This is a genomic window from Mycobacterium sp., from assembly GCF_044342925.1.
In the GTDB taxonomy this organism is placed as follows: domain Bacteria; phylum Actinomycetota; class Actinomycetes; order Mycobacteriales; family Mycobacteriaceae; genus Mycobacterium.
Window position 1 is genome coordinate 38369 of the sequence record NZ_JBIIOV010000002.1, and the last position, 21484, is coordinate 59852.

General features: G+C 69.1%; 16 protein-coding genes. 8 read left to right on the forward strand and 8 right to left on the reverse strand.

What is annotated here, in order from left to right:
* Positions 1-133 precede the first annotated feature (133 nt).
* The 7 genes from ADBZ6I_RS00720 to ADBZ6I_RS00750 are packed head-to-tail and all read left to right on the forward strand — an operon-like array spanning position 134 to position 9198.
* Positions 134-1828: an acyclic terpene utilization AtuA family protein gene (locus tag ADBZ6I_RS00720; protein ID WP_526379889.1), complete on the forward strand. Its 1695-nt coding sequence runs from the start codon at positions 134-136 to the stop codon at positions 1826-1828.
* Entirely contained in the window at positions 1829-2995 is a 1167-nt protein-coding gene (locus tag ADBZ6I_RS00725) for an acyl-CoA dehydrogenase family protein (RefSeq protein WP_526379848.1), read from the forward strand.
* 31 nt (positions 2996-3026) lie between these two features.
* A complete protein-coding gene (locus ADBZ6I_RS00730; protein ID WP_526379850.1) occupies positions 3027-4622 on the forward strand; it encodes an acyl-CoA carboxylase subunit beta in 1596 nt (531 codons plus the stop codon).
* 6 nt (positions 4623-4628) lie between these two features.
* Complete coding sequence (locus ADBZ6I_RS00735; protein ID WP_526379852.1) at positions 4629-6611, forward strand: acetyl/propionyl/methylcrotonyl-CoA carboxylase subunit alpha; 1983 nt, start codon at positions 4629-4631, stop codon at positions 6609-6611.
* Entirely contained in the window at positions 6608-7771 is a 1164-nt protein-coding gene (locus tag ADBZ6I_RS00740; RefSeq protein ID WP_526379854.1) for an acyl-CoA dehydrogenase family protein, read from the forward strand. The genes ADBZ6I_RS00735 and ADBZ6I_RS00740 overlap by 4 nt, the downstream gene beginning before the upstream one ends.
* Positions 7771-8547: an enoyl-CoA hydratase family protein gene (locus tag ADBZ6I_RS00745; protein ID WP_526379856.1), complete on the forward strand. Its 777-nt coding sequence runs from the start codon at positions 7771-7773 to the stop codon at positions 8545-8547. Before ADBZ6I_RS00740 ends, ADBZ6I_RS00745 begins: the two co-directional genes overlap by 1 nt.
* Positions 8548-8595: 48 nt before the next feature.
* Positions 8596-9198 (forward strand): DUF1707 domain-containing protein, encoded by a 603-nt coding sequence (locus tag ADBZ6I_RS00750; protein ID WP_526379858.1) that lies wholly within the window; start codon positions 8596-8598, stop codon positions 9196-9198.
* A 63-nt stretch (positions 9199-9261) separates the two neighbouring features.
* On the opposite strand, the gene ADBZ6I_RS00755 is transcribed toward ADBZ6I_RS00750, so the two are convergent.
* The 7 genes from ADBZ6I_RS00755 to ADBZ6I_RS00785 all read right to left on the reverse strand — a co-directional run bounded on the left by ADBZ6I_RS00755 (position 9262) and on the right by ADBZ6I_RS00785 (position 19136).
* The gene (locus ADBZ6I_RS00755; RefSeq protein ID WP_526379860.1) at positions 9262-10665 is read right to left on the reverse strand and encodes a hypothetical protein; all 1404 of its coding nucleotides are present in this window, start codon (positions 10663-10665) and stop codon (positions 9262-9264) included.
* Positions 10666-11146: 481 nt separating this feature from the next.
* Entirely contained in the window at positions 11147-13165 is a 2019-nt protein-coding gene (locus tag ADBZ6I_RS00760) for a VWA domain-containing protein (protein ID WP_526379862.1), read from the reverse strand.
* Entirely contained in the window at positions 13158-14549 is a 1392-nt protein-coding gene (locus ADBZ6I_RS00765; protein WP_526379864.1) for a sigma 54-interacting transcriptional regulator, read from the reverse strand. Before ADBZ6I_RS00765 ends, ADBZ6I_RS00760 begins: the two co-directional genes overlap by 8 nt.
* 86 nt (positions 14550-14635) lie before the next feature.
* Positions 14636-16219 (reverse strand): bifunctional phosphoribosylaminoimidazolecarboxamide formyltransferase/IMP cyclohydrolase, encoded by a 1584-nt coding sequence (purH, locus tag ADBZ6I_RS00770; protein WP_526379866.1) that lies wholly within the window; start codon positions 16217-16219, stop codon positions 14636-14638.
* The gene (gene purN / locus ADBZ6I_RS00775; protein ID WP_526379868.1) at positions 16216-16857 is read right to left on the reverse strand and encodes a phosphoribosylglycinamide formyltransferase; all 642 of its coding nucleotides are present in this window, start codon (positions 16855-16857) and stop codon (positions 16216-16218) included. The genes purH and purN overlap by 4 nt, the downstream gene beginning before the upstream one ends.
* Before the next feature lie 83 nt (positions 16858-16940).
* Positions 16941-18308, reverse strand: coding sequence for a cell division protein PerM (locus ADBZ6I_RS00780; RefSeq protein WP_526379870.1), 1368 nt, complete (start codon positions 18306-18308; stop codon positions 16941-16943).
* Positions 18309-18350: 42 nt separating this feature from the next.
* The gene (locus ADBZ6I_RS00785) at positions 18351-19136 is read right to left on the reverse strand and encodes a DUF5336 domain-containing protein (RefSeq protein ID WP_526379872.1); all 786 of its coding nucleotides are present in this window, start codon (positions 19134-19136) and stop codon (positions 18351-18353) included.
* Between the two features lie 165 nt (positions 19137-19301).
* Here ADBZ6I_RS00785 and ADBZ6I_RS00790 point away from each other — a divergent pair, with 165 nt between their 5' ends.
* Positions 19302-20156, forward strand: a complete 855-nt coding sequence (locus ADBZ6I_RS00790) for an LLM class F420-dependent oxidoreductase (RefSeq protein ID WP_526379874.1) — start codon at positions 19302-19304, stop codon at positions 20154-20156.
* Here ADBZ6I_RS00790 and ADBZ6I_RS00795 read toward each other — a convergent pair.
* On the reverse strand, positions 20153-21484 hold a 1332-nt coding region (locus ADBZ6I_RS00795), incomplete at its 5' end, for an acetyl-CoA acetyltransferase (RefSeq protein ID WP_526379876.1). The two genes, ADBZ6I_RS00790 and ADBZ6I_RS00795, sit on opposite strands and share 4 nt — an antisense overlap.

The following is a 21484-nucleotide window of genomic DNA, read 5'->3' on the forward strand; positions in this document are numbered from 1 at the left end:
TGCGGCTTCGCCAAAGCGGGCAACCGTTGACACCGGCCCCGCCGCAGCGGATAACCTACCGGTTGGTTGGCCGGTTGTCGGTCTGCCCGACGCGCCGAGGGAGAACGCATCAATGACAGCTGCCCCCGGACCCGTGCGGATAGGCAACTGCTCAGGCTTCTACGGCGACCGGGTGTCGGCGATGCGGGAGATGCTCACCGGCGGCGAGCTGGACTACCTGACCGGCGACTATCTCGCCGAACTGACAATGCTGATCCTGGGCCGCGATCGGATGAAGTACCCCGAGCGGGGCTACGCCAGGACCTTCCTGACCCAGTTGGAGGAATGCCTGGGCCTGGCTGCCGAACGCGGTGTGCGCATCGTCACCAACGCCGGCGGCCTCAACCCCGCCGGCCTGGCCACCGCGGTCCGGGCGCTGGCCGACAAGCTCGGCGTCGCCGTCACGGTGGCACATGTAGAGGGCGATGATCTGCTGCCGCGAGCCGACGAACTGGGCTTCCCGGGCGTCCTGACCGCCAATGCCTACCTGGGCGCCTGGGGCATCGTCGAGTGTCTGAACTCAGGCGCTGACATCGTCGTCACCGGCCGGGTCACCGACGCTTCGGTGGTGGTCGGCCCGGCTGCCGCCCACTTCGGCTGGGCGCGCCACGACTACGACCGGATCGCCGGGGCGGTGATCGCCGGGCACGTCATCGAATGCGGCACACAGGCCACCGGCGGCAACTACGCCTTCTTCACCGAGATTCCCGATCTGAACTACGCCGGCTTCCCGCTGGCTGAGATGTACGCCGACGGCTCCTCGGTGATCACCAAACATCCGGGCACCGGCGGGCAGGTCAGCGTGGGCACCGTCACCGCGCAGCTGCTCTACGAGATCACCGGTCCCCGCTACGCCAACCCGGACGCGACGGCCCGGTTCGACAGCATCGAACTCAGCGACGACGGCCCCGACCGGGTTCGCATCGCCGGCGTGCGCGGTGAGCCGCCACCACCGACGTTGAAGGTCTCGCTGAACAGCATCGGCGGGTACCGCAACGCGGCGACGTTCGTGCTCACCGGACTCGACATCGACGCCAAGGCCGCACTGGTGCGGCGGCAACTCGACGCGGCCCTGACCGACCCCCCGGCCGAGGTGCAGTGGACGCTGGCCCGCACCGATCAGCCGGACGCCGACACCGAGCAGACCGCGAGCGCGCTGCTGACCTGCACCGTCCGCGACCCGAGTTCGGAGAAGGCGGGTCGCCGATTCTCCTCTGCCGCAGTGGAATTGGCGCTAGCCAGCTACCCGGGCTTCCACACCACCGCACCTCCGGCGGACGGCGCGGTCTACGGACTGTTCACGCCGGGCTACGTGCCGGCCGAGCAGGTGGAACACGTGGCCGTCTGGCAGGACGGCACCGTCGTCCCCATCCCGCCGGCCGCCGAGACGCTGGAACTGGCCGCGGTGGATGAGGTCCCGGCGCCCGCGCCGCCACCACCCGGCCCCACCCGGCGCGTTGCTCTGGGCACCATCGTCGGTGCCCGCAGCGGCGACAAGGGCGGCGCCGCCAACATCGGCGTCTGGGTGCGCACCGATGCGCAGTACGGCTGGCTGGCCAACACCCTGACCGTGGACCTGCTCCGCGCACTGCTGCCCGAAGCGGGCGAACTGCCGGTCACCCGGCATCTGCTGCCGAGCATCCGGGCGGTCAACTTCGTGATCGACGGCATCCTGGGCAAGGGCGTCGCCTACCAGGCGCGGTTCGATCCGCAGGCCAAGGGCCTCGGCGAGTGGCTGCGCAGCCGGCACGTGGACATTCCGCTGGACCTCCTCGAGGAGCGCCGATAGATGAGCATCTGGACCACACCGGAACGCGAGCAGCTCCGCAAGAGTGTGCGCACCTTCGCCGAGCGGCAGATCCTCCCGCACGTCGACGAGTGGGAACAGGCCGGTGAACTGCCGCGGGAGCTGAGCCGACGCACCGCCGAGGCGGGTCTGCTCGGCGTCGGGTTCCCCGAAGAGGTCGGCGGCGACGGCGGCGACGCCGCCGACACCGCCATCGTCTGCGAGGAACTCCATGAGGCCGGGGTGCCCGGCGGGGTGTTCGCGTCGCTGTTCACCGTCGGTATCGCGGTGCCGCACATGATCGCCTCGGGCGACCAACGGCTGATCGACACCTTCGTAAGACCCACGCTGCGTGGCGAACTCATCGGGTCGCTGGCCATCACCGAACCCGGCGGCGGCTCGGACGTCGGGCATTTGCGCACCACCGCCGTCCGGGACGGCGATCACTACGTGGTCAACGGCGCCAAGACCTACATCACCTCGGCCGTGCGCGGCGACTACGTGGTGGCCGCCGTGCGCACCGGAGGACCGGGCGCGGCGGGCATCTCGCTGCTGGTGGTCGAGAAGGGCACACCCGGCTTCGAGGTCAGCCGCAAACTGGCCAAGATGGGCTGGCGCTCCTCCGACACCGCCGAGCTGTCCTTCACCGACGCGCGGGTGCCGGCGGAGAACCTGGTGGGCGCCGAGAACACCGGTTTCCTGCAGATCGCGCAGGCGTTCGTCTCCGAACGGATCGGGTTGGCAGTGCAGGCCTATGCCAGCGCGCAACGCTGCCTGGACATCACCGCGCAGTGGTGCCGCGACCGGGAGACGTTTGGCAAGCCGCTGATCGCCCGCCAGAGTGTGCAGAACACCCTCGCTGAGATGGCCCGGCGGATCGACGTGGCGCGGGTGTACTCCCGCCACGTCGTCGAGCGGCAATTGGCGGGCGATGAGAATCTGATCGCCGATGAGAATCTGATCGCCCCGGTGTGTTTCGCCAAGAACACCGCGGTCGAGGCCGGTGAATGGGTGGCCAACCAGGCGGTGCAGCTCTTCGGCGGGATGGGCTACATGGCGGAGTCCGAGATCGAGCGGCAGTACCGCGACATGCGGATTCTCGGTATCGGTGGCGGCACCACGGAGATCATGACCAGCCTGGCTGCCAAGACACTCGGGTATCAGGCGTGACGGCCTCGACGAGAAGCGGAGCGGATCGGAAATGACGACTGTGCGTAGCGTTGTCGACACCTCAGCACCGTCCTACGCCGATGCCGCCGCCGCGATGTCGGCCAAGCTCGCCGAACTCGACGTCGAACTTGCCAAGGCGCTCGGCGGCGGCGGCGCGAAATACGTCGAGCGCCACCACGCCCGCGGCAAGCTCACCGCCCGCGAGCGGATCGAGCTGCTGGTGGATCCCGACTCCCCCTTCCTGGAGTTGTGCCCGCTGGCGGCCTACGGCACCGAGTTCCAGGTGGGCGCCAGCCTGGTGATCGGCATCGGGGTGGTCGAAGGCACCGAGTGCATGCTGGTCGCCCACGACCCGACCGTCAAAGGCGGCACCTCGAATCCGTGGACGCTGAAGAAGGTGTTGCGGGCCAACCAGATTGCGATGGAGAACCGGCTGCCGCTGATCTCCCTGGTGGAGTCCGGCGGCGCGGATCTGCCCACCCAGAAGGAGATCTTCATCCCCGGCGGGCGGATGTTCCGCGACCTGACTCAGCTGTCGGCAGCCGGGATCCCCACCATCGCTTTGGTTTTCGGCAACTCCACCGCGGGTGGTGCCTACGTTCCGGGCATGTCCGACTACGTGGTGATGATCAAGGAACGCTCCAAGGTGTTCCTGGCCGGACCGCCGCTGGTGAAGATGGCCACCGGTGAGGAGTCTGACGACGAGTCGCTGGGCGGGGCGGAGATGCACGCCCGAATCTCGGGGTTGGCCGACTACTTCGCCGCCGACGAACTCGACGCGCTGCGCATCGGCCGGCGCATCGTCGCCCGGCTTAACTGGGTCAAGAAGGGCCCAGCGCCAAGGCCGTTCACCGAACCACTCGCACACCCCGACGAGTTGCTCGGCATCGTCCCGGCGGATCTGCGTATCCCGTTCGATCCGCGGGGGGTCATCGCCCGATTCGTCGACGGCTCGGACTTCGACGAGTTCAAGCCGCTTTACGGCGCCTCGCTGGTCACCGGGTGGGCCAGCGTCTTCGGCTACCCGGTGGGGATCCTGGCCAACGCACGCGGGGTGCTGTTCAGCGAGGAGTCCCAGAAGGCCACCCAGTTCATTCAGCTCGCCAACCAGTCCAATACGCCGTTGCTGTTCCTGCACAACACCACCGGCTACATGGTGGGTAAGGCCTATGAGGAAGGCGGGATGATCAAGCACGGCTCGATGATGATCAACGCCGTGTCCAATTCCGCCGTCCCGCACATCTCGCTGCTGATCGGCGCATCGTACGGCGCCGGCCATTACGGCATGTGCGGGCGCGCCTACGACCCGCGGTTCCTGTTCGCCTGGCCCAGCGCCAAATCCGCCGTGATGGGCGGGGCGCAATTGGCCGGGGTGCTCTCGATCGTCAACCGGGGCGCTGCGGCGGCCCGCGGGCAGATCGTCGACGAGGCGGCCGACGCCGCCCTGCGCGCGGCCGTCGAGGCGCAGATCGAGGCCGAGTCACTGCCGATGTTCCTGTCCGGCCGCCTCTACGACGACGGAGTCATCGATCCCCGCGACACCCGCACCGTGCTGGGAATGTGCCTGTCCGCCATCTCCAATGGCCCGATTGAGGGGACGTCGAAGTTCGGCGTCTTCCGGATGTGATGACCCATGATTGATCGAGTTCTGGTAGCCAACCGCGGGGAGATCGCCCGCCGGGTGTTCGCCACCTGCCGCCGTTTGGGCATCGGCACCGTCGCCGTGTACACCGAACACGACGCGGGCGCACCGCATGTCGCCGAGGCCGACGCCCGGGTGTGCATCAACAGCTACCTCGACATCGACGCCCTGCTGGACGCCGCCCGCGCCGCCGGCGCCGACGCCGTCCACCCGGGCTATGGATTCCTCTCGGAGAACGCGTCTTTCGCGATGGCCGTCACCGACGCCGGGCTGACGTGGATCGGCCCGCCGGCGGCGGCGGTGACCGCGATGGGCTCCAAGATCGAAGCCAAGAAGATGATGGCGGCGGCCGGCGTCCCGGTGCTCGACGAACTGGACCCCGACGCGGTGCGCCCCGAACAGCTTCCGGTGCTGGTGAAGGCCTCCGCCGGCGGCGGCGGCCGGGGCATGCGGGTGGTCGATGAACTCGACGACCTGCACACGCAGGTGCAGGCCGCCCGCCGGGAGGCACAGTCGGCCTTCGGCGATTCCGCCGTGTTCTGCGAGCGGTACCTGCCCAGCGGCCACCACGTCGAGGTGCAGGTGATGGCCGACGCGCACGGAACGGTCTGGGCGGTCGGCGAGCGGGAGTGCTCGATCCAGCGCCGTCACCAGAAGATCATCGAGGAGGCGCCGTCGCCGCTGGTCGAGCGCGTCCCCGGGATGCGGGAGCGGTTGTTCGACGCGGCCCGGCTGGCGACCTCAGCCATCGGCTACACCGGGGCGGGGACGGTGGAGTTCCTGGCCGACGATGCCGGTGAGTTCTTCTTCCTGGAGATGAACACCCGCCTCCAGGTGGAACACCCGGTGACCGAACTGACCACCGGTCTGGACTTGGTGGAGCTTCAGCTCAGCATCGCCGACGGGGACCGGCTGCCAGGCGAACCGCCCGGTGCGACGGGGCATTCCATCGAAGCCCGGCTCTACGCCGAAGATCCCGCCCGGTCCTGGCAGCCGCAAGCCGGCCGGGTCCATCACTTCGGTGTACCGGGTACGGCGAGCCGGTTCGGGCCGCTGCCCACCACCGGTATCCGGCTGGACTCCGGCATCGAGGACGGCTCGGTGGTGTCGATCTACTACGACCCCATGCTGGCCAAGGTGATCGCTCGCGCACCGACCCGTGCCCGCGCCACGCAGGTACTCGCCGAGGCGTTGGCCCGCACCCGCTTGCACGGGTTGCGCACCAACCGGGACCTTCTGGTCAACGTGCTGCGCCACCCGGCGTTCCTCGCCGGCGCCACCGACACCGGATTCTTCGACAGCCACGGCCTGGAAACCCTCGCCGCGCCACTGGCCGGCGACCGCGCGGTGCGGCTGTCGGCCATCGCCGCCGCCCTGGCCGACGCCGCCGCCAACCGGGCCGGCGCGCCGGTGCTGGCCGCGGTGCCCTCCGGTTGGCGCAACGTGGTGTCGGGCAACCAGCACAAGACCTTCCGGGACGCGGCGGGATCGGAGCACCGCGTCGAATACCGGTCCACCCGCAGCGGCCTGCACCTACCGGACGACCCGGGCGTCGAATTAGACTGCGCCACAATGGATAGGGTGGTTCTGCGCGACGGCGGGGTGGGCACCGAGTTCGTGGTGTCCCGCTACGGCGACCAGGCGGCTGGAGAGGTCTGGGTCGACTCCCCGCTGGGATCGGTGGCCTTCACCCGGGTGCCCCGTTTCCCCGAGGCGGGTTCGGCGCTGGAGAAGGGGTCGCTGCTAGCGCCGATGCCGGGATCGGTGATCCGCCTGGGTGCCGCCCTGGGTGACACGGTCAGTGCCGGCCAACCGCTGGTGTGGTTGGAAGCGATGAAAATGGAGCACACCATCACCGCGCCGGCTGACGGTGTGCTCGTCCAACTCGACGTCGCCGTCGGCCAGCAGGTCGAGGTGGGCGCTGTGCTGGCGCGCGTCGACAGTCCGGAAAACCACGAGGGAGAACAGCAATGAGCACCGACTTCATCGAGAGCCCCGAGCGGCAGGCGCTGCGCAAGTCCGTCGCCGCATTGGCCTCCAACTACGGCCCGGACTACTACCTCGGCAAGGCCCGCGCCGGCGGGCATACCGAGGAATTGTGGAAGGAGGCAGGCGAACTCGGCTTTATCGGGGTGAACCTGCCCGAGGAGTACGGCGGCGGTGGCGCCGGCATGTACGAGCTGGCGCTGGTGATGGAGGAACTCTCCGCCGGCGGCTGCCCGCTGCTGATGATGGTGGTCTCCCCCGCCATCAACGGCACCGTCATCGCCAAGTTCGGCACCGATGAGCAAAAGAAGCGTTGGGTGCCCGGGATCGCCGACGGGTCGATCACCATGGCCTTCGCCATCACCGAACCCGACGCCGGATCGAACTCGCACCGCATCACCACCACCGCCCGGCGCGACGGCAGCGACTGGATCCTGTCCGGTCAGAAGGTGTGGATCTCCGGACTGGATCAGGCCCAATCCGTTCTCGTGGTGAGCCGCACCGAGGACGCCAAAACCGGCAATCTGCGTCCGGCGCTGTTCGTGGTTCCGACCGACGCACCCGGGCTGAGCTTCACCAAGATCCCGATGGAACTGACCATGCCGGAAAGCCAGTTCCAGGTGTTCATCGACGAGGTGCGACTGCCTGCCGACGCGCTGGTGGGCGCGCAGGACGCCGCGATCGCGCAGCTGTTCGCCGGGCTGAACCCCGAGCGCATCATGGGCGCGGCCAGCGCGGTCGGGATGGGCCGGCTGGCCCTGGACAAGGCCTGCGACTACGTCAAGACCCGGCAGGTGTGGAAGACTCCGATCGGGGCGCACCAGGGCATCGCACATCCGTTGGCCCAGAACCACATTGAGCTGGAACTGGCCAGGCTGATGATGCAGAAGGCGGCCATTCTCTACGACGCCGGCGACGACATGGGCGCCGCGGAGGCGGCCAATATGGCCAAGTACGCCGCCGGTGAGGCCTCTACCAAAGCCGTGGACCAGGCGGTGCAGTCAATGGGCGGCAACGGCTTGTCCCAGGAGTACGGGGTGGCGGCGATGCTGGTCGGATCGCGGCTGTCGCGGATCGCTCCGGTGAGTCGGGAGATGGTGCTGAATTTCATCGCCCAGACCTCCCTCGGCCTGCCGCGGTCATACTGATGTCCGACACTGTCGTTCAGTACGCCGTCGACGGCAGCGTCGCCCGGCTCACCCTGGACTCTCCGCGCAACCGCAACGCGCTCTCGTCGACACTGGTGCGTCAGCTGCGCGACGGGCTGGATCGGGCCGCGAACGACCCGGCGGTGCGGGCCGTGGTGCTGGGCCATACCGGCAACACGTTCTGCGCGGGTGCGGACCTCTCGGAAGCCACCGGCGGCGACCCGCAGGAGGCCGCCGCCGGCCGGGCCCACGAACTGGCCGGCCTGTTGCGGTCGATCGTGGAATGCCCGAGGCCGGTGATCGCCGCCGTCGACGGCCATGTGCGGGCCGGCGGTATGGGACTCGTCGGCGCCTGCGACATCGTGATCGCCGGGCCGCGATGCACGTTCGCACTCACCGAAGCGCGGATCGGGGTGGCGCCGGCCATCATCTCGCTGACGCTGCTGCCGAAACTCAAGCCGCGGGCCGCTGCTCGCTACTACCTCACCGGCGAGACGTTCAATGCCCGCCGGGCCGTTGAGATCGGACTGGTCACCACCACCGCCGGCGATGTCGGCTTCGCCGTCAAGGCGATGACGGCTGAGCTGGCCAAGGGCTCACCGCAGGGGCTGGCGGCGTCCAAGGCGCTGACCACCGCCGGGGTACTGGCGGGATTCGACCGCGATGCCGAACGGCTGGCCGAGGAGTCGGCGCGATTGTTCGTCTCCGCGGAGGCCCGCGAAGGCATGCTGGCGTTCCTGGAGAAACGGCAGCCACAGTGGCCGGTCACGAACTGATGAACGGCCTTTTGCCCTGGCGATGACGGGTCGTACGCTCGAAGGGACATGAGCGGCAACCTTTCTCCCCGGGAATCGTCGATGCCGTCGAGAACGTCGACACAGGCGTCCGCCGACGACCGCATTCAGGTGGCCCAGCTGCTGTCCGAGGCCGCGGCGAACGGGCGACTCACGTTGGAGCAGTACGAGGCCCGGCTGTCCCGGACCTATGCCGCCACGTCGTATGCGCAGCTGGAGCGGATCACCTACGACCTGCCCGAGGCGTTGGAGTACCGCCGCCGCAAGAGCCGACCCGCCCCGTCGACCATGCTGCTGGCCATCCTCAGCGGATTCGAGCGGCGCGGGCGCTGGAACGTACCGGGCCGGATGACGACGTTCACGCTCTTCGGCGGCGGCGTGGTGGACTTGCGCTACGCCGACTTCACCGCGCCGAACGTGGAGATCCACGCCTATTCGATCTTCGGCGGGCAAACCATCCTGCTGCCGCCCGAGGTCAATGTCGACATCAAAGGCTACGGAGTGATGGGCGGTTTCGACCATGATGTCGACGGCAGCGGCACACCTGGTGCGCCCAAGGTGACCATCAAGGGTTTCTCACTGTGGGGCGACGTCGGTATCAAGCGCCGCAAACGCCGCGCCCGCGCCACCTAGTTTTTGCGTAAAAGACACATCGGCCCCCTCCTGCTGGAGGGGGCCGATGTGTTGTGCAGCTGACTACTCGGCGCTGTCGCCCGCGTCGCCGCCGGCCGAATCCGACTTGGCGGCACCGGCGTCAGACGCGGCACCGGCGTCGGAAGCGTCCGAGGCGGCGGAAGCGGAGTTGTCGGCCTTGGACGGCTGCTCGTCACCGGCACCGGCCGACGAGCCCGCGGGAGCGCTGTCAGCCTCGTCAGCGGCAGGCAGGTCCTTGACGTCCGGGTCCTCGACGGGCTCAGCATCGGCGGCCGGGGTGCTCTCCGGAGCATCCGGCGTGACCTCGACAACCGGGCTGCTCTCGGGAGCCTCCGGAAGGTCAGCCGTCACGTCGGCAACCGGGGTGGAGTCGACCGGGGTGGAGTCGACAACCTCAGCAGCCGGGGTCTCCACCGGAGCCTCCGGTGCGTCCGCCGTGTTATCAGCGGCCGGGGCCTCCACCGGAGCCTCCACCGCCGGGGTGGAGACGACGATCGCGGTGGTGTCCGGCTTCACCGGGGTCGCGGCGACATCGGTACCGGTCTCGACAGCCGGTGCAGCTGCGCTCACGACCTCGACGGGCGCGGCCACCGCAGCAGCGGGCGGGGCCGCCACGGCCGCGGTCGGGAACGGCACCGCACCGGTGGCGATGTCGATCCAGTAGTTCAGCGCGCCGGACAGACCGTACTGGTAGTAGCCCAAGTCGGGGTCGGTGGGATCGATCAACAGGTCACCGAGGTAGGCCAGGATGGTGTTGCCCGTGACGGGCCCGACGACTGGCACCAGCTGTGCCACCGCCGCCGCGATGGTCAGCGCCAGGTTGTAGCCGACGGTCACGTTGTTGGGACCCCAGAACAGGGCGGCGATCGGAACGGTCAGTTCCGGAACCGCCTGGCCGAGCGTTCCCTGCAGCACGTACCAGGCCGCGGCGCTGTAGCCCAGACTCTCGTACTGGTAGCTCGGCGAGCTGCCGCCGCCGCTACCGATCCGGAAGTAGCCGTTGGGCTCGGCGAAGTAGTTGACGAAGCCGATCGGCCAGTTGTCGTAGTCGGCGTAGCCGTTGCCGTTGCCGTTGACCAGGGCGTCTAAGAACATATAGCTCACGCCGGAGATACCCGACTGGTCGCAGCGCCCGTCGCAGTAGGCGGCCCAGGGGTTCACGTAGGCGGACTGACCGAACTGGTCGGCGGGCTGAGCCCAGGCCGGCCCGAAGGTTTCGGAGCTCAGCGTGCCGCCCCAGGTCTGGTTGCCGAACAGAACGTCGGTCCACACCACCGGCGGGATGCTCAGCACGTCGGAGAGCGTGGTCAGTTCGACCGCGGCCCGCGACAGAGCGGTCGGGGTGGGCGCACCGACCGACGGCATGATCGCCGGGGTGGCGACTGCTACCGCAGCGGCTCCCGCCAGCGCTGCTGCAGAAATGAGGGGCTTGGAAAGAGTCGCCATGGATCCCTGTTTCCTTCGTTCGGCCCGCCGCACCGGCGGGCTCAATGCTTTGCTGAGCTCCATCGTAGATGGCCGGTCACATACTACGGCGAGGTTTGCCATCGGGCAAATCGATCGACCCGCGTCGACGCCCGTCCAGTTCAGAGGCCGTGGGTACATCACCCGGTGAACGGGCCTTTTTTCAGACTCAGCGAAGTTTGCTGGCCGTCATCAGCGCAGACAAGGCAAATTTTAACCTTGCTCTCAGTTTTCCAAGCGCCGGTAAATGTTTGCCAAGGTGTTCAGTTCTCTCAGGGCGAACGGAGCTTCCGCCCGGACCCGCCATTAGCCGCCAGCAAACTCGGTCCGAACCGGTTCCGTAGGGTGACCACGAGATAACAGGGCGGTAACGGCCACTGAGCAATGAATCGGCGCATTCGCGCTGTTCACGCCTACCGCGGTGGGGCCGCAGAACCGCCGGGACGAACCGGCGACGTGGCGCTCAGCGCCGGCGGCGTCGTGATCTCAGGTAATCACCGACGACGGCCGCCCCCAGCCCGTCCAGATCGGGAACCACCACCCGGCCCTCCACCCGACGGGCCATCTGGTCGATGAAGCGAGCCAGCCCCGGGTCGTCTCCGAGTCGGAAAATGGTGATCTGCGCCCCCAGTCGGGCGACCTCGTCGAAACCACGGACCGTGTAGGCGATGGTCCGAGGGTGCGGGGGGTAGTCGAAGAAGACTGTCGGCGAGCGCCGCCCTTCGAAGGACTCCAGGTGCGCGGTGGGCTCCCCGTCGGTGACGACCAGCACGACCGGCTGGGCGCTCGGGTGGCGGCGCAGGTGCCGCCCCGCCAACGCCAGCGCATGGTGCAGGTTGGTGCCCTGCTCGTAGACGCCTTCCAGCCCGGTGAGCTCAGCGGCGGTGACGGTGCGGGCGTGCCGCCCGAAAGCGATGATCTGCAATGCATCCGACCGGAACCGCGTGCTCACCAGATGGTTGAGCGCCAGAGCCGTCCGCTTCATCGGCAGCCACCGGTTCTCCATCACCATCGAGAACGAGGTGTCCACCAGCAGGGCGACCACCGCCTGGGTGCGGGTCTCGGTCTCGGAGACCTCGACATCGTCGACGGCGATCCGCAGGGGCGCGTCGACGGTCCTGATCCCCGGGTCGCTGCGCTCCTGCCCGCCGGCCGCACCCGCGCGGCGCAATACCGCGTTGGTGACGGTACGGGTGACGTTCCACGGCTCGGTATCCCCGAATTCCCACGCCCGGGTCGCACCGGTCAGCTCGCCGGCGGCACCGGCCCGGCGGGTCTCCCGTTCACCGTGACGACCCGAAAGCTGTTGTGCCACATCGCGAAGCGCCGCACGCCCGAGCTGACGCATGGCCTTCGGCGACAGCCGCCACTTGCCGTCCGACCCGCGATCCAGGAAACCCTGATTCATCAGGGCCCGCTCCAATTCGGCCAGTGTGCGCGCGTCGACGGCAGCCTGATCGCCCAGCTGGCGGGCCAGCGCATCCAGGTCGACGTCGGCCATGGCGGCGCCGGGATAGCTCTGTGACAGCTGTTCGGCGAGCTGCTCCAGTTCGGCGATGTCGGCCATCGCCTGCGCGCCCTGCCCCATGCCCAGCGGGTTGTCGCCGGAGAACTCTGCGGAACCGTCCCAGTCCTCCCCCGGCCGGGCCGCACGCAGGTGGGAGTCCAGCTGGCTCAACGCCTGCATCAGCTGCGGCGAGCCGAAAGCCTGCTGCGCCAAGGCATCGAGCTCGGCGCGCTGCTCAGCGGTGAGGCTGTTGCGGAACCGCTGGGCGGCCGCGGCGCGCTGGGCCAGCGAGTCCAGCAGCTCCTCGACATTGCGCGGATTCTCCGGGAAGTACTGGCCATGCTTGGCCATGAAGTCCTGGAAGTCCTCGGGCGTGTCCTCGCCGCGGCCGTGTTTGTCGAGCAGTTCGTTGAGATCGTTGAGCATCTCGTTGACCGCTTGGCGGTCGGAGTCGGTGGCGTTCTCCAGCGCCTGCTTCATCCCGGCGAACCGCTGATCGAGCATCTCTCGGCCCATCAGGTCCTTGATCTGCTCGTAGCGCTGCCGGGCCTCGGGGCTGCGCCACGGGTACTCGGAGAGCTCCTGAACCGCCTTGGCCGGCGACGGCGACAATGACTCGATCTGCATCTCGGCGAATCGTGCGTCGTCATCGAGCGCGCGGGCCAATTCCTTGCGCTCGGCGAGCACCGCCTCGTCGAGCAGCTTCTTGATTTCCTGAAGCGTCCCGTCAAGATTGTTGCGCTGCAATAACTCCCGGCGCCGCCGGTTCACCTCGGCGGCCAGCCGATCAGCGCCCTTGAGGTTCTTGTTACCGCGACGCAGCAGCTCCTGCAGCGCGCGGCGCGGCGAGGCGCCCTCCATGACGTCCTGACCGATCTGTTCGAGTGCCTCGCGCAGATCCACCGGTGGCGCCAGCGGGTCCGGGCCGCCGGTGTAGGCCGAGTAGCGGCGGTCGTGGGAGTGCCGACTAGCCATAGACCGTTTCGCCGTCGTCGGTGTTCTTGTCGATCTTCTTAGCCAGATACAGCGCCTCCAGCGCCAACTCCAGCGCGGCGGCGCGCTGGCCCTCGCTCTTGGCCCCCAGCCGTTCGGCGATCTTCTCGATGACCGGCAGATTCGGCAGTGCCGCGAGCACGTTCTTGGCCGAGATCTGCTGGCCGGTGGTCACCTCGGAGTCCTCCACCGCCTTGACCAGCGGGCCGACGTCGACGCCGCCGAGCGCCTTCTGCGCGGTGTCGGCGGTGGCGCGGCGCAGCAGGTGCTCCAGCACCGCCAGTTCGCGACCCTCCTCGCCGGACTCGAACTCCAGCTTGCCGCGCAGCACGTCGATCACGGTGGCGAGGTCGACCATCCGGGCCACCGGTTCGTCCTCTCCAAGGATCGCGCCTCGGTGCCGGGCGGAGGCGGCCACCGTCTCGGCCGCCGCGATGGCGAACCGCGCCGACACCCCGGACCGCTGGTCGACCGACTGCGATTCCCGCAGCAGCCGGGTGAACCGGGCGATGACCTGCAGCAGGTACGTGGGCACCTCGGCGGTGAGGTGCGCTTCCTGCTCGATGACGCCCACCTCGGCATCCAGTTCGCGCGGGTAGTGGGTGCGGATCTCCGCGCCGAAACGGTCCTTAAGCGGGGTGATGATCCGGCCGCGGTTGGTGTAGTCCTCCGGGTTGGCGCTGGCCACCACGAGCACGTCCAGCGGCAGCCGCAGGGTGTACCCACGGACCTGGATATCCCGCTCCTCCATGACATTGAGCATGGACACCTGGATCCGTTCGGCCAGGTCGGGCAGTTCGTTGACCGCGACGATGCCGCGGTGCGCCCGCGGGATCAGCCCGTAGGCAATGGTCTCCGGATCGCCCAGGGTCCGGCCCTCGGCCACCTTGATCGGGTCGATGTCGCCCACCAGGTCGGCCACGCTGGTGTCAGGGGTGGCCAGCTTCTCGGTGTAGCGCTCGCTGCGGTGCCGCCAGGCGACCGGCAGATCGTCGCCGAGTTCGGCGGCCCGGCGAATCGACTCCGGGGTGATCGGCGAGTACGGATGCTCCCCCAGCTCGGAGCCGGCGATCACCGGGGTCCACTCGTCGAGCAGGCTGGCCAGCGAGCGCAGCAGCCGGGTCTTGCCCTGGCCGCGTTCGCCGAGCAACACGAAATCGTGTCCGGCGATCAGCGCCCGCTCCAATTGGGGCAGCACGGTGTCTTCGAACCCGAAGATGCCCGGCCAGACGTCGTCACCGCCAGCCAGCGCGGTCAAGAGGTTTTCCCTGATCTCCTGCTTGACGCTGCGCTCCCGGTACCCGGAGGCGCGCAGGGCGCCCAGAGTGGTCGGCAGGGAGGAATCTTCGGTGGGGGCAGAAGTCACGCCCTCCACGCTACGACTGCTGTCGAGTGCGCGCCCCGGGTGACTGCTGACCGTTCGGTGACCGCCGAAGCCGACCCGGTGCCGATCTAGTGCGCGAAGTGCCGGGCGCCGGTCAGGTACAGCGTGATCCCGGCTGCCGCAGCCGCGGCGGTGACCTCGTCGTCTCGCACCGAGCCGCCGGGATGGACGACGGCCGTCACCCCGGCCGACGTCAGCACCTGCAGACCGTCCGGGAACGGGAAGAAGGCGTCGGATGCGGCGACCGCGCCGCGGACCCGCTCCCCGCCGCGTTCCACCGCCAGCCGTGCCGCGTCGACCCGGTTCACCTGACCCATGCCGACCCCGATGGTGGCGCCGTCGCCGGCGATGACGATCGCGTTGGACTTGACCGCCCGGCAGGTACGCCAGGCGAAGGCCAGGTCGGCCAGGGTGGCCTCGTCGGCGGGGTCGCCGGTGGCCAGGGCCCAGTTGGCCGGGTCGTCGCCGGCAGCGGTGATCTCGTCGCGCTCCTGGATCAGCAGGCCGCCGCTGATCTGCCGGATCTCCGCACCGCCCACCGCCGGTTCGGCCGCCAGCAGCACCCGGATGTTCTTCTTGCGGGCCAGAATCTCCACCGCACCGCGCTCGTAAGCGGGGGCGATGATCACCTCGGTGAAGATCTCGCTCACCTGCTCAGCCATCGCTCGGGTGACCTCGGTGTTCGCGGCGATCACCCCGCCGAACGCGCTCAGCGGATCGCAGGCATGGGCTTTGCGATGCGCGTCGGCCACCGACTCAGCCGAGACCGCGATGCCGCACGGGTTGGCGTGCTTGATGATCGCCACGCAGATCTGCTGGTGGTCGAATGCGGCGCGCCAGGCGGCGTCGGCGTCGGTGAAGTTGTTGTAGCTCATCTCTTTTCCGTGCAGCTGCTCGGCCTGCGCCAGTCCGGGCCAGCCCACCTCGTCGCTGTAGAGGGCGGCCTGCTGGTGCGGGTTCTCGCCGTAGCGCAGCAACGAGGTGCGCCGCCAGCTGCGACCGAACCACCGGGGCAGAAAGCCCGGTTCGGCCTCGGCCCCCGGTGAGAGCGTCGACTCCATCCAGCCGGCCACCGCGATGTCGTATTCGGCGGTGTGCCGGAATGCCAACGACGCCAGCTTTTTTCGCTCCTCGAAGGTGAAGCCGCCGCCCCGGACAGCGGCCAGCACACCGTCATAGCCCAGCGGCTCGACGACCACCGCGACGCTGGCGTGGTTCTTGGCGGCCGCGCGCACCATCGACGGACCACCGATGTCGATCTGCTCGACGCATTCGTCGACCTCGGCGCCGGAGTCCACGGTCTCGCTGAACGGGTAGAGATTGACCACGACCAGATCGAACGGCTCGATCTTGAGCTTCTCCAGCGCGGCCAGGTGTGCCGGGTTGCGGGTGTCGGCGAGCAGGCCCGCGTGGATGTGCGGATGCAGGGTCTTGACGCGCCCGTCGAGCACTTCGGGGAAGCCGGTGACGAACTCCACCGGAGTGACCGGAATGCCCTTGTCGGCAATGGTTTTCGCGGTGGATCCGGTGGAGACGATGTCGACGCCGGCCTCGTGCAGGCCCTGGGCCAGCGGGATCAGGCCGCTCTTGTCGTAGACGCTGATCAACGCGCGCCGGATGGGTTTCTTGCCGATCACAGTCTGAGCCGTCATGCCTCCACCATCCCCAGGGTCGCCCTTCTTCCGGTCCAGGTCACACCGCGCGTGGCCAGCGCGGCCAGCACGTCCACCAGCAGCCGCCGTTCGACGGCCTTGATCCGTTCGTGCAACGTCTCTGCGTCATCGCCGGTCAGCACCTCGACGGCCTGCTGGGCCAGGATCGGCCCGGTGTCCATGCCAGCGTCCACCAGGTGGACCGTGCATCCGGTGACCTTCACCCCGTAGGCGAGGGCGTCCGGCACGGCGTGCGCTCCGGGGAACGACGGCAGCAGCGCCGGGTGGGTGTTGACCACCCTGCCGGGGAAACGGGAAAGGAACTGCGGCCCAAGAATCTTCATGAAGCCGGCCGAAACCACCAGGTCCGGACTGTGCTCGGCGGTGGCGTCGGAGACCGCGGCGTCCCAGGCGGCCCGGTCGGGGTAGTCCCCCAGCCGGACGGTGAACGACGTAATCCCGGCGTCGGCGGCGATCTTCGCGGCCCGGCAGTCCCGGTCCGCACCGACCGCCACCACCCGGGCCGGGTAGTCGCCGACCGCGGCGTCCAGCAGCGACTGCAGCAGCGAACCGGTGCCGGAGGCCAGCACCACCACGCGTGCCGGCGCGCTGGGCGGCACGCGGATCGGTTCAGCCACGGCGAAGAGCCTAGTGGTGGGGCGGGAGTTCGTCGGTGCCGGGGACCGGGCAGCCCGCCCTGCGATACCTGCGGCAACGACCGTTATCCGGTGCCCGCCGGCGGCTGCGGGTCGACTTCGATGTCGGCGTCGACGAACATCAGATCCTCGACGTCTTCCATCTCGGGCACTGGTCCAACCTCGTCGGCACTGCGCTCAGGGCGGGATTCGGCGGCGTTTTCCGCGCTGCGCGCAGGCTCGACGTCAGGGTCGGGAACCGGAACCGGAGCGGGAACCGGGGCAGGAACCGGAGCGGGTCGGGGCGGCCGCGCGCTGATGCCGCCGGCCATCGCCACCGTGAGCCCGCCGGTGAGGAAGAACCAGAAGAACACACCCGGCGCGAACGTCGTCTGATCGACGCCGATATCGCCGAAGTTGCCCAGTGGTCCGCCGGCCGCCACGGCCAGTAGCGCCAGCACGACAGCCGCCAGCAGCGAGGCGACCGCGAGCTTGGCGAAGGCCAGGGGGAACGGCAGCGGGCGCCGGGCGCACTGCTGGCCGACGGCAACGCCTGCCGAGGCGCCGATGATCAGTAGTGCCACCCACACCGGACCGAGTGGCGGGGTGGGCGCGGCCGCCAGGATCGGCAGCGCCGGGATGTCACCGCCGAAGACGGTGAACGCGCTGAACGTCGCGAACCCGATGTGGGCGCTGGAGCCGACCGCCACCGCGGCAGCACCGACCGCCACGTTGGGCAGGTACAGCAGCGACAGCACGGTGAGGCTGAACTGGCCGAAGAACGAGTCGGTGATGCCGTACAGCTCCTGCATGGTCCCCCAGTGCACGACCAGGGACGCGGCGACGACGGCCGTCGACAGCGCCAGCAGCGCCGCCACACCGATCATCGCGGGCCGTACCGCGTCGCCGACCCACCGGGGCAGGCCGAGCAGTGACGACACCCGCGATCCGATTCGCGGCCACACTCCGATCAGCGCCCCCAGACCGTGCACGGCCGCGACCCCGACGAACGCGCGAAAAGCGTTGGGGGTCTGCAGATCGGTGATCACCGATGCCGCGTCGTGAATGACGGCCAGCATCATCGCCGCGATCAGCAGCGGACCGCCGAGCGCCGAGGCGATGATCCAGCGGACGACGAACCAGGAAGCGCGGTCAGGCGTGACGCGGGCGGTGGTGCGCGCGGTCGCCCAGACCATCAGACCCACCGGGACGAGCGGCAGCGCCCCCAGCTGCTGGCCGGCGATCTTCACCGGCACCTCGTGAACGGCGAGCCACAGCGTGGCGACCGCACCGAAGGTGCCGGTCAGGTCGCTGTTGGCGACGACCAGTTGGACCAGGACGACCGCCGCGATGACGACGAGCGCCAACAACGACGGGCCGAACGCGACCCGGACCAGGTCCCGGGACTGCGGGGCGCCGACCGCGGTGGGCGCCCTTCCTTGGATCCGTGTCACTCGTCGTCTCAAACAGGAATTGCGCGGGCTAACGGCGCCCGGTCAGGGCTGGGTCGAGCCCGGCGCCGCGCCAGACCCCAAGCCCGATGAGGGGTCCGTGGACGGCTCGGACGGCTGAACGGACCCGGACGACGGCGGGGTGTAGGCCGGGAACCCGGTCGGCGGGGTATCGGTGTTGTCGGCCTGGCCGTAGCCCGCGGCAGGCGCGCCGGAGCCGTAGCCACCCCCGTACTGGGCGGGGTAGCCAGGTGCCTGGCCGCGGCCGGGCTGCCCGTAGTACCCGCCCGGCGGCGGGGCGTACTGCGCGTACGGACTGGCTTGCGGGCGCGGCGGCGGCGCGGTGAGCACACCGGTCTCGAACAGCAGCGCGGTGAGGGCCGTTGCGGCTTGCATCAGGATGACCAGAAGAATCAGCCAGAGCGCCCACCCCGCCGAGGCGTCACCGAGCGGGTTGAGGATGTCGTAGACGGCCAGCAGCAGCGCCGCCACCGCGAGCACGGCGGTGACCGCGGTGTAGGACTTGGTCGCCCGGGGCAGCGCGCTGACCGCCGCGAGCAGACCGGCGCCCAGCGCGGCCGCCTGCCAGAGCCCGGGACCGGGGGTGAACTCGCCGTTCCAGATCGTGCCGAAGCACAGCAGGTAGGACAGGAAACCCAGTGCCGCCACCGCGACAGTGAGGTAAGCGGGGGACTTACCGGTTCCCGCGGCACCCGGCGCGGACAGCGGCATGCGCTGCTGCACCGGGGGCGGACCAGCCAGGCTGCCGGCCGGGCCACCGTAGCCGGGCGGCGGAGCCGGGTAGCCCGGGTTGGCGGGCGGGTACGTCATGGCCTATCTCCTTACCGATTGCCGACTTGACCGATTCCGGACGAGAACTCGACCTTGCCGCCCACGCTAGCGCACAACCGGCATGACACCGCCGAACCCGCGCGGGCGCCGCCGACCGCATCCCTGCTCTTGCCGCCCTTGCTAGAACACGTTCTAATTCTGGGCATGGACTACGGGCTCGTGCTGTTCACCAGCGATCGCGGCATCACCCCGGCCGCGGCCGCCAAGCTCGCCGACGAGCACGGTTTCACCACGTTCTATGTGCCGGAGCACACCCATATTCCGGTCAAACGGGAAGCCGCGCACCCGACCACCGGAGACGAGACGCTGCCGGATGACCGGTACATGCGCACACTCGACCCGTGGGTCAGCCTGGCGACCGCCGCCGCAGTGACGTCGCGGGTGCGGCTGTCCACCGCCGTGTCGCTGCCGGTGGAACACGATCCGATCAGCCTGGCCAAGACCATCGCCTCGCTGGATCACCTGTCGGGCGGGCGGGTCAGCGTGGGCGTGGGCTTCGGCTGGAATACCGACGAACTCGCCGACCACAAGGTGCCGGCCGGCCGGCGCCGCACCATGCTGCGCGAGTACGTCGAGGCGATGCGGACGCTGTGGACCCAGGAGGAGGCCGCCTACGACGGCGAGTTCGTCAGCTTCGGCCCGAGCTGGGCTTGGCCGAAGCCGGTCCAGCAGCATGTGCCAGTACTGGTCGGTGCCGCCGGCACCGAGAAGAATTTCCGGTGGATCGCCCGAAGCGCCGACGGATGGATCACCACGCCAAGAGATTTCGACATCGACGCGCCGGTACGGATGTTGCACGATATCTGGTCGCAGGCAGGCAGATCGGGCGCCCCGCAGATCGTGGCCCTGGACTTCAAGCCGGTGGCCGAGAAGCTGGAGCACTGGCAGAACATCGGTGTCACCGAGGTGCTGTTCGGACTGCCGGACAAGCCGGCGGACGAGGTCGCCGCCTACGTCGAACGGCTGGCCGGCAAGTTGGCGGCATCGAGCCAGACCTAGGCCAGGGTGGCGCGATTGGCTTTGCCGTTGTGCTGCAACGCGATCCGCGCGCCCAGCGGCTCACCCTCGCTGAGCAGGCCCACCAGGTCGGGGTCGTCGCTGGTGGCCATGAAACGGCTGCCGTCGTCGAGCCGGCCGACGATGATTCCGGTGCGCACCGGCCAGTCGTAGCGGACGGTGTAGGTCTCGACGGTGCCGCTGCCGGTGGGATGCTCGGCCAGTGCGACGGCGGGGCGGGCGGCGACTTCGGCGCACAATTCGGCGCTGCGGTCCGGCGCCCACTCGGCCGCGTCGGTGGAGTAGACGCCCACCGAGTACTTGCTCATGATCCCGCCGTTGGCTGCCACCAGCCCGAATGAACCTGGGCTGAGGCGCATCCGGACGACGGTCTCGGCGATGGCGTGCAGTGAGTAGCTGTTGCCGGGGCCGCCGAAGTACGGCAGCCCGCCGGTCAGCGTGAGCCCGCGCGGATCATCTCCTGCCAGACCGGTTCCGTCACAGAAGTTGAACACCGGCACCGGGAAACAGCTGTACAAGTCGACGGTGTCGATGTCGTCCAGGCCGACACCGGCGACCCGCAGGGCCTCCTGGACGGCGAGGATCGACGCCGAGTTGAAGCTGAGATCGGCGCGGTCGAGCAGCGGTTGGTCCACCACGTCGGCGTGGCCGCGCAGATACACCCACTTCTCCTGCGGCACGCCAAGGCGGCGCGCCGCCTCCACCGACATCAGCACCACCGCCGCCCCCTGGTTCACCTGATCGCGGGCGACGAGCAGACGCGGGTAGGGATCGCAGATCATCCGGTTGTCGGCGTCGATGGTAAGGATCTCGTCGACCGTGCGCTGCACCGGTGATGCCGAATAGGGATTTGCCGCAGCTACTTTCGACAGCGGCGCGAACAATTCGGCCATCGCACGTCGGTAGTCGGCGACGCCGAGCCCGACCCGGTCCCGGCGGGCGTTCTCCAGCAGTCCGTACTGCGCCGGCGCCCCGACCAAGCCATGCGCCACGGTATAGGCAGTGAAGAGCCCGTCGTACCCGTAACCGCGGTCCTCCAGTTGACCGTCGACCGTCTCGGAGTGGTCAGGCTTATCGGCCACCGTGGCGAAATGCCGCAGCGTAGAACCGTTCTCGGAGCCGAACAGCATGACCACGTCGGCCGAGCCCGCGGCGATGGCGGCGGCAAACTCGGTCAGCGCGCGCTGGGGGCCCTGTCCCCCAATAGGTTCCAGCACCGCCCGGGCGGGCAAGGCTCCCACCCGCTGCGCCACCGACCTCGGGTAGTTGGTGGAGCAGCCCAGTGGGGCCATACCCGTGCCGGAGATCTC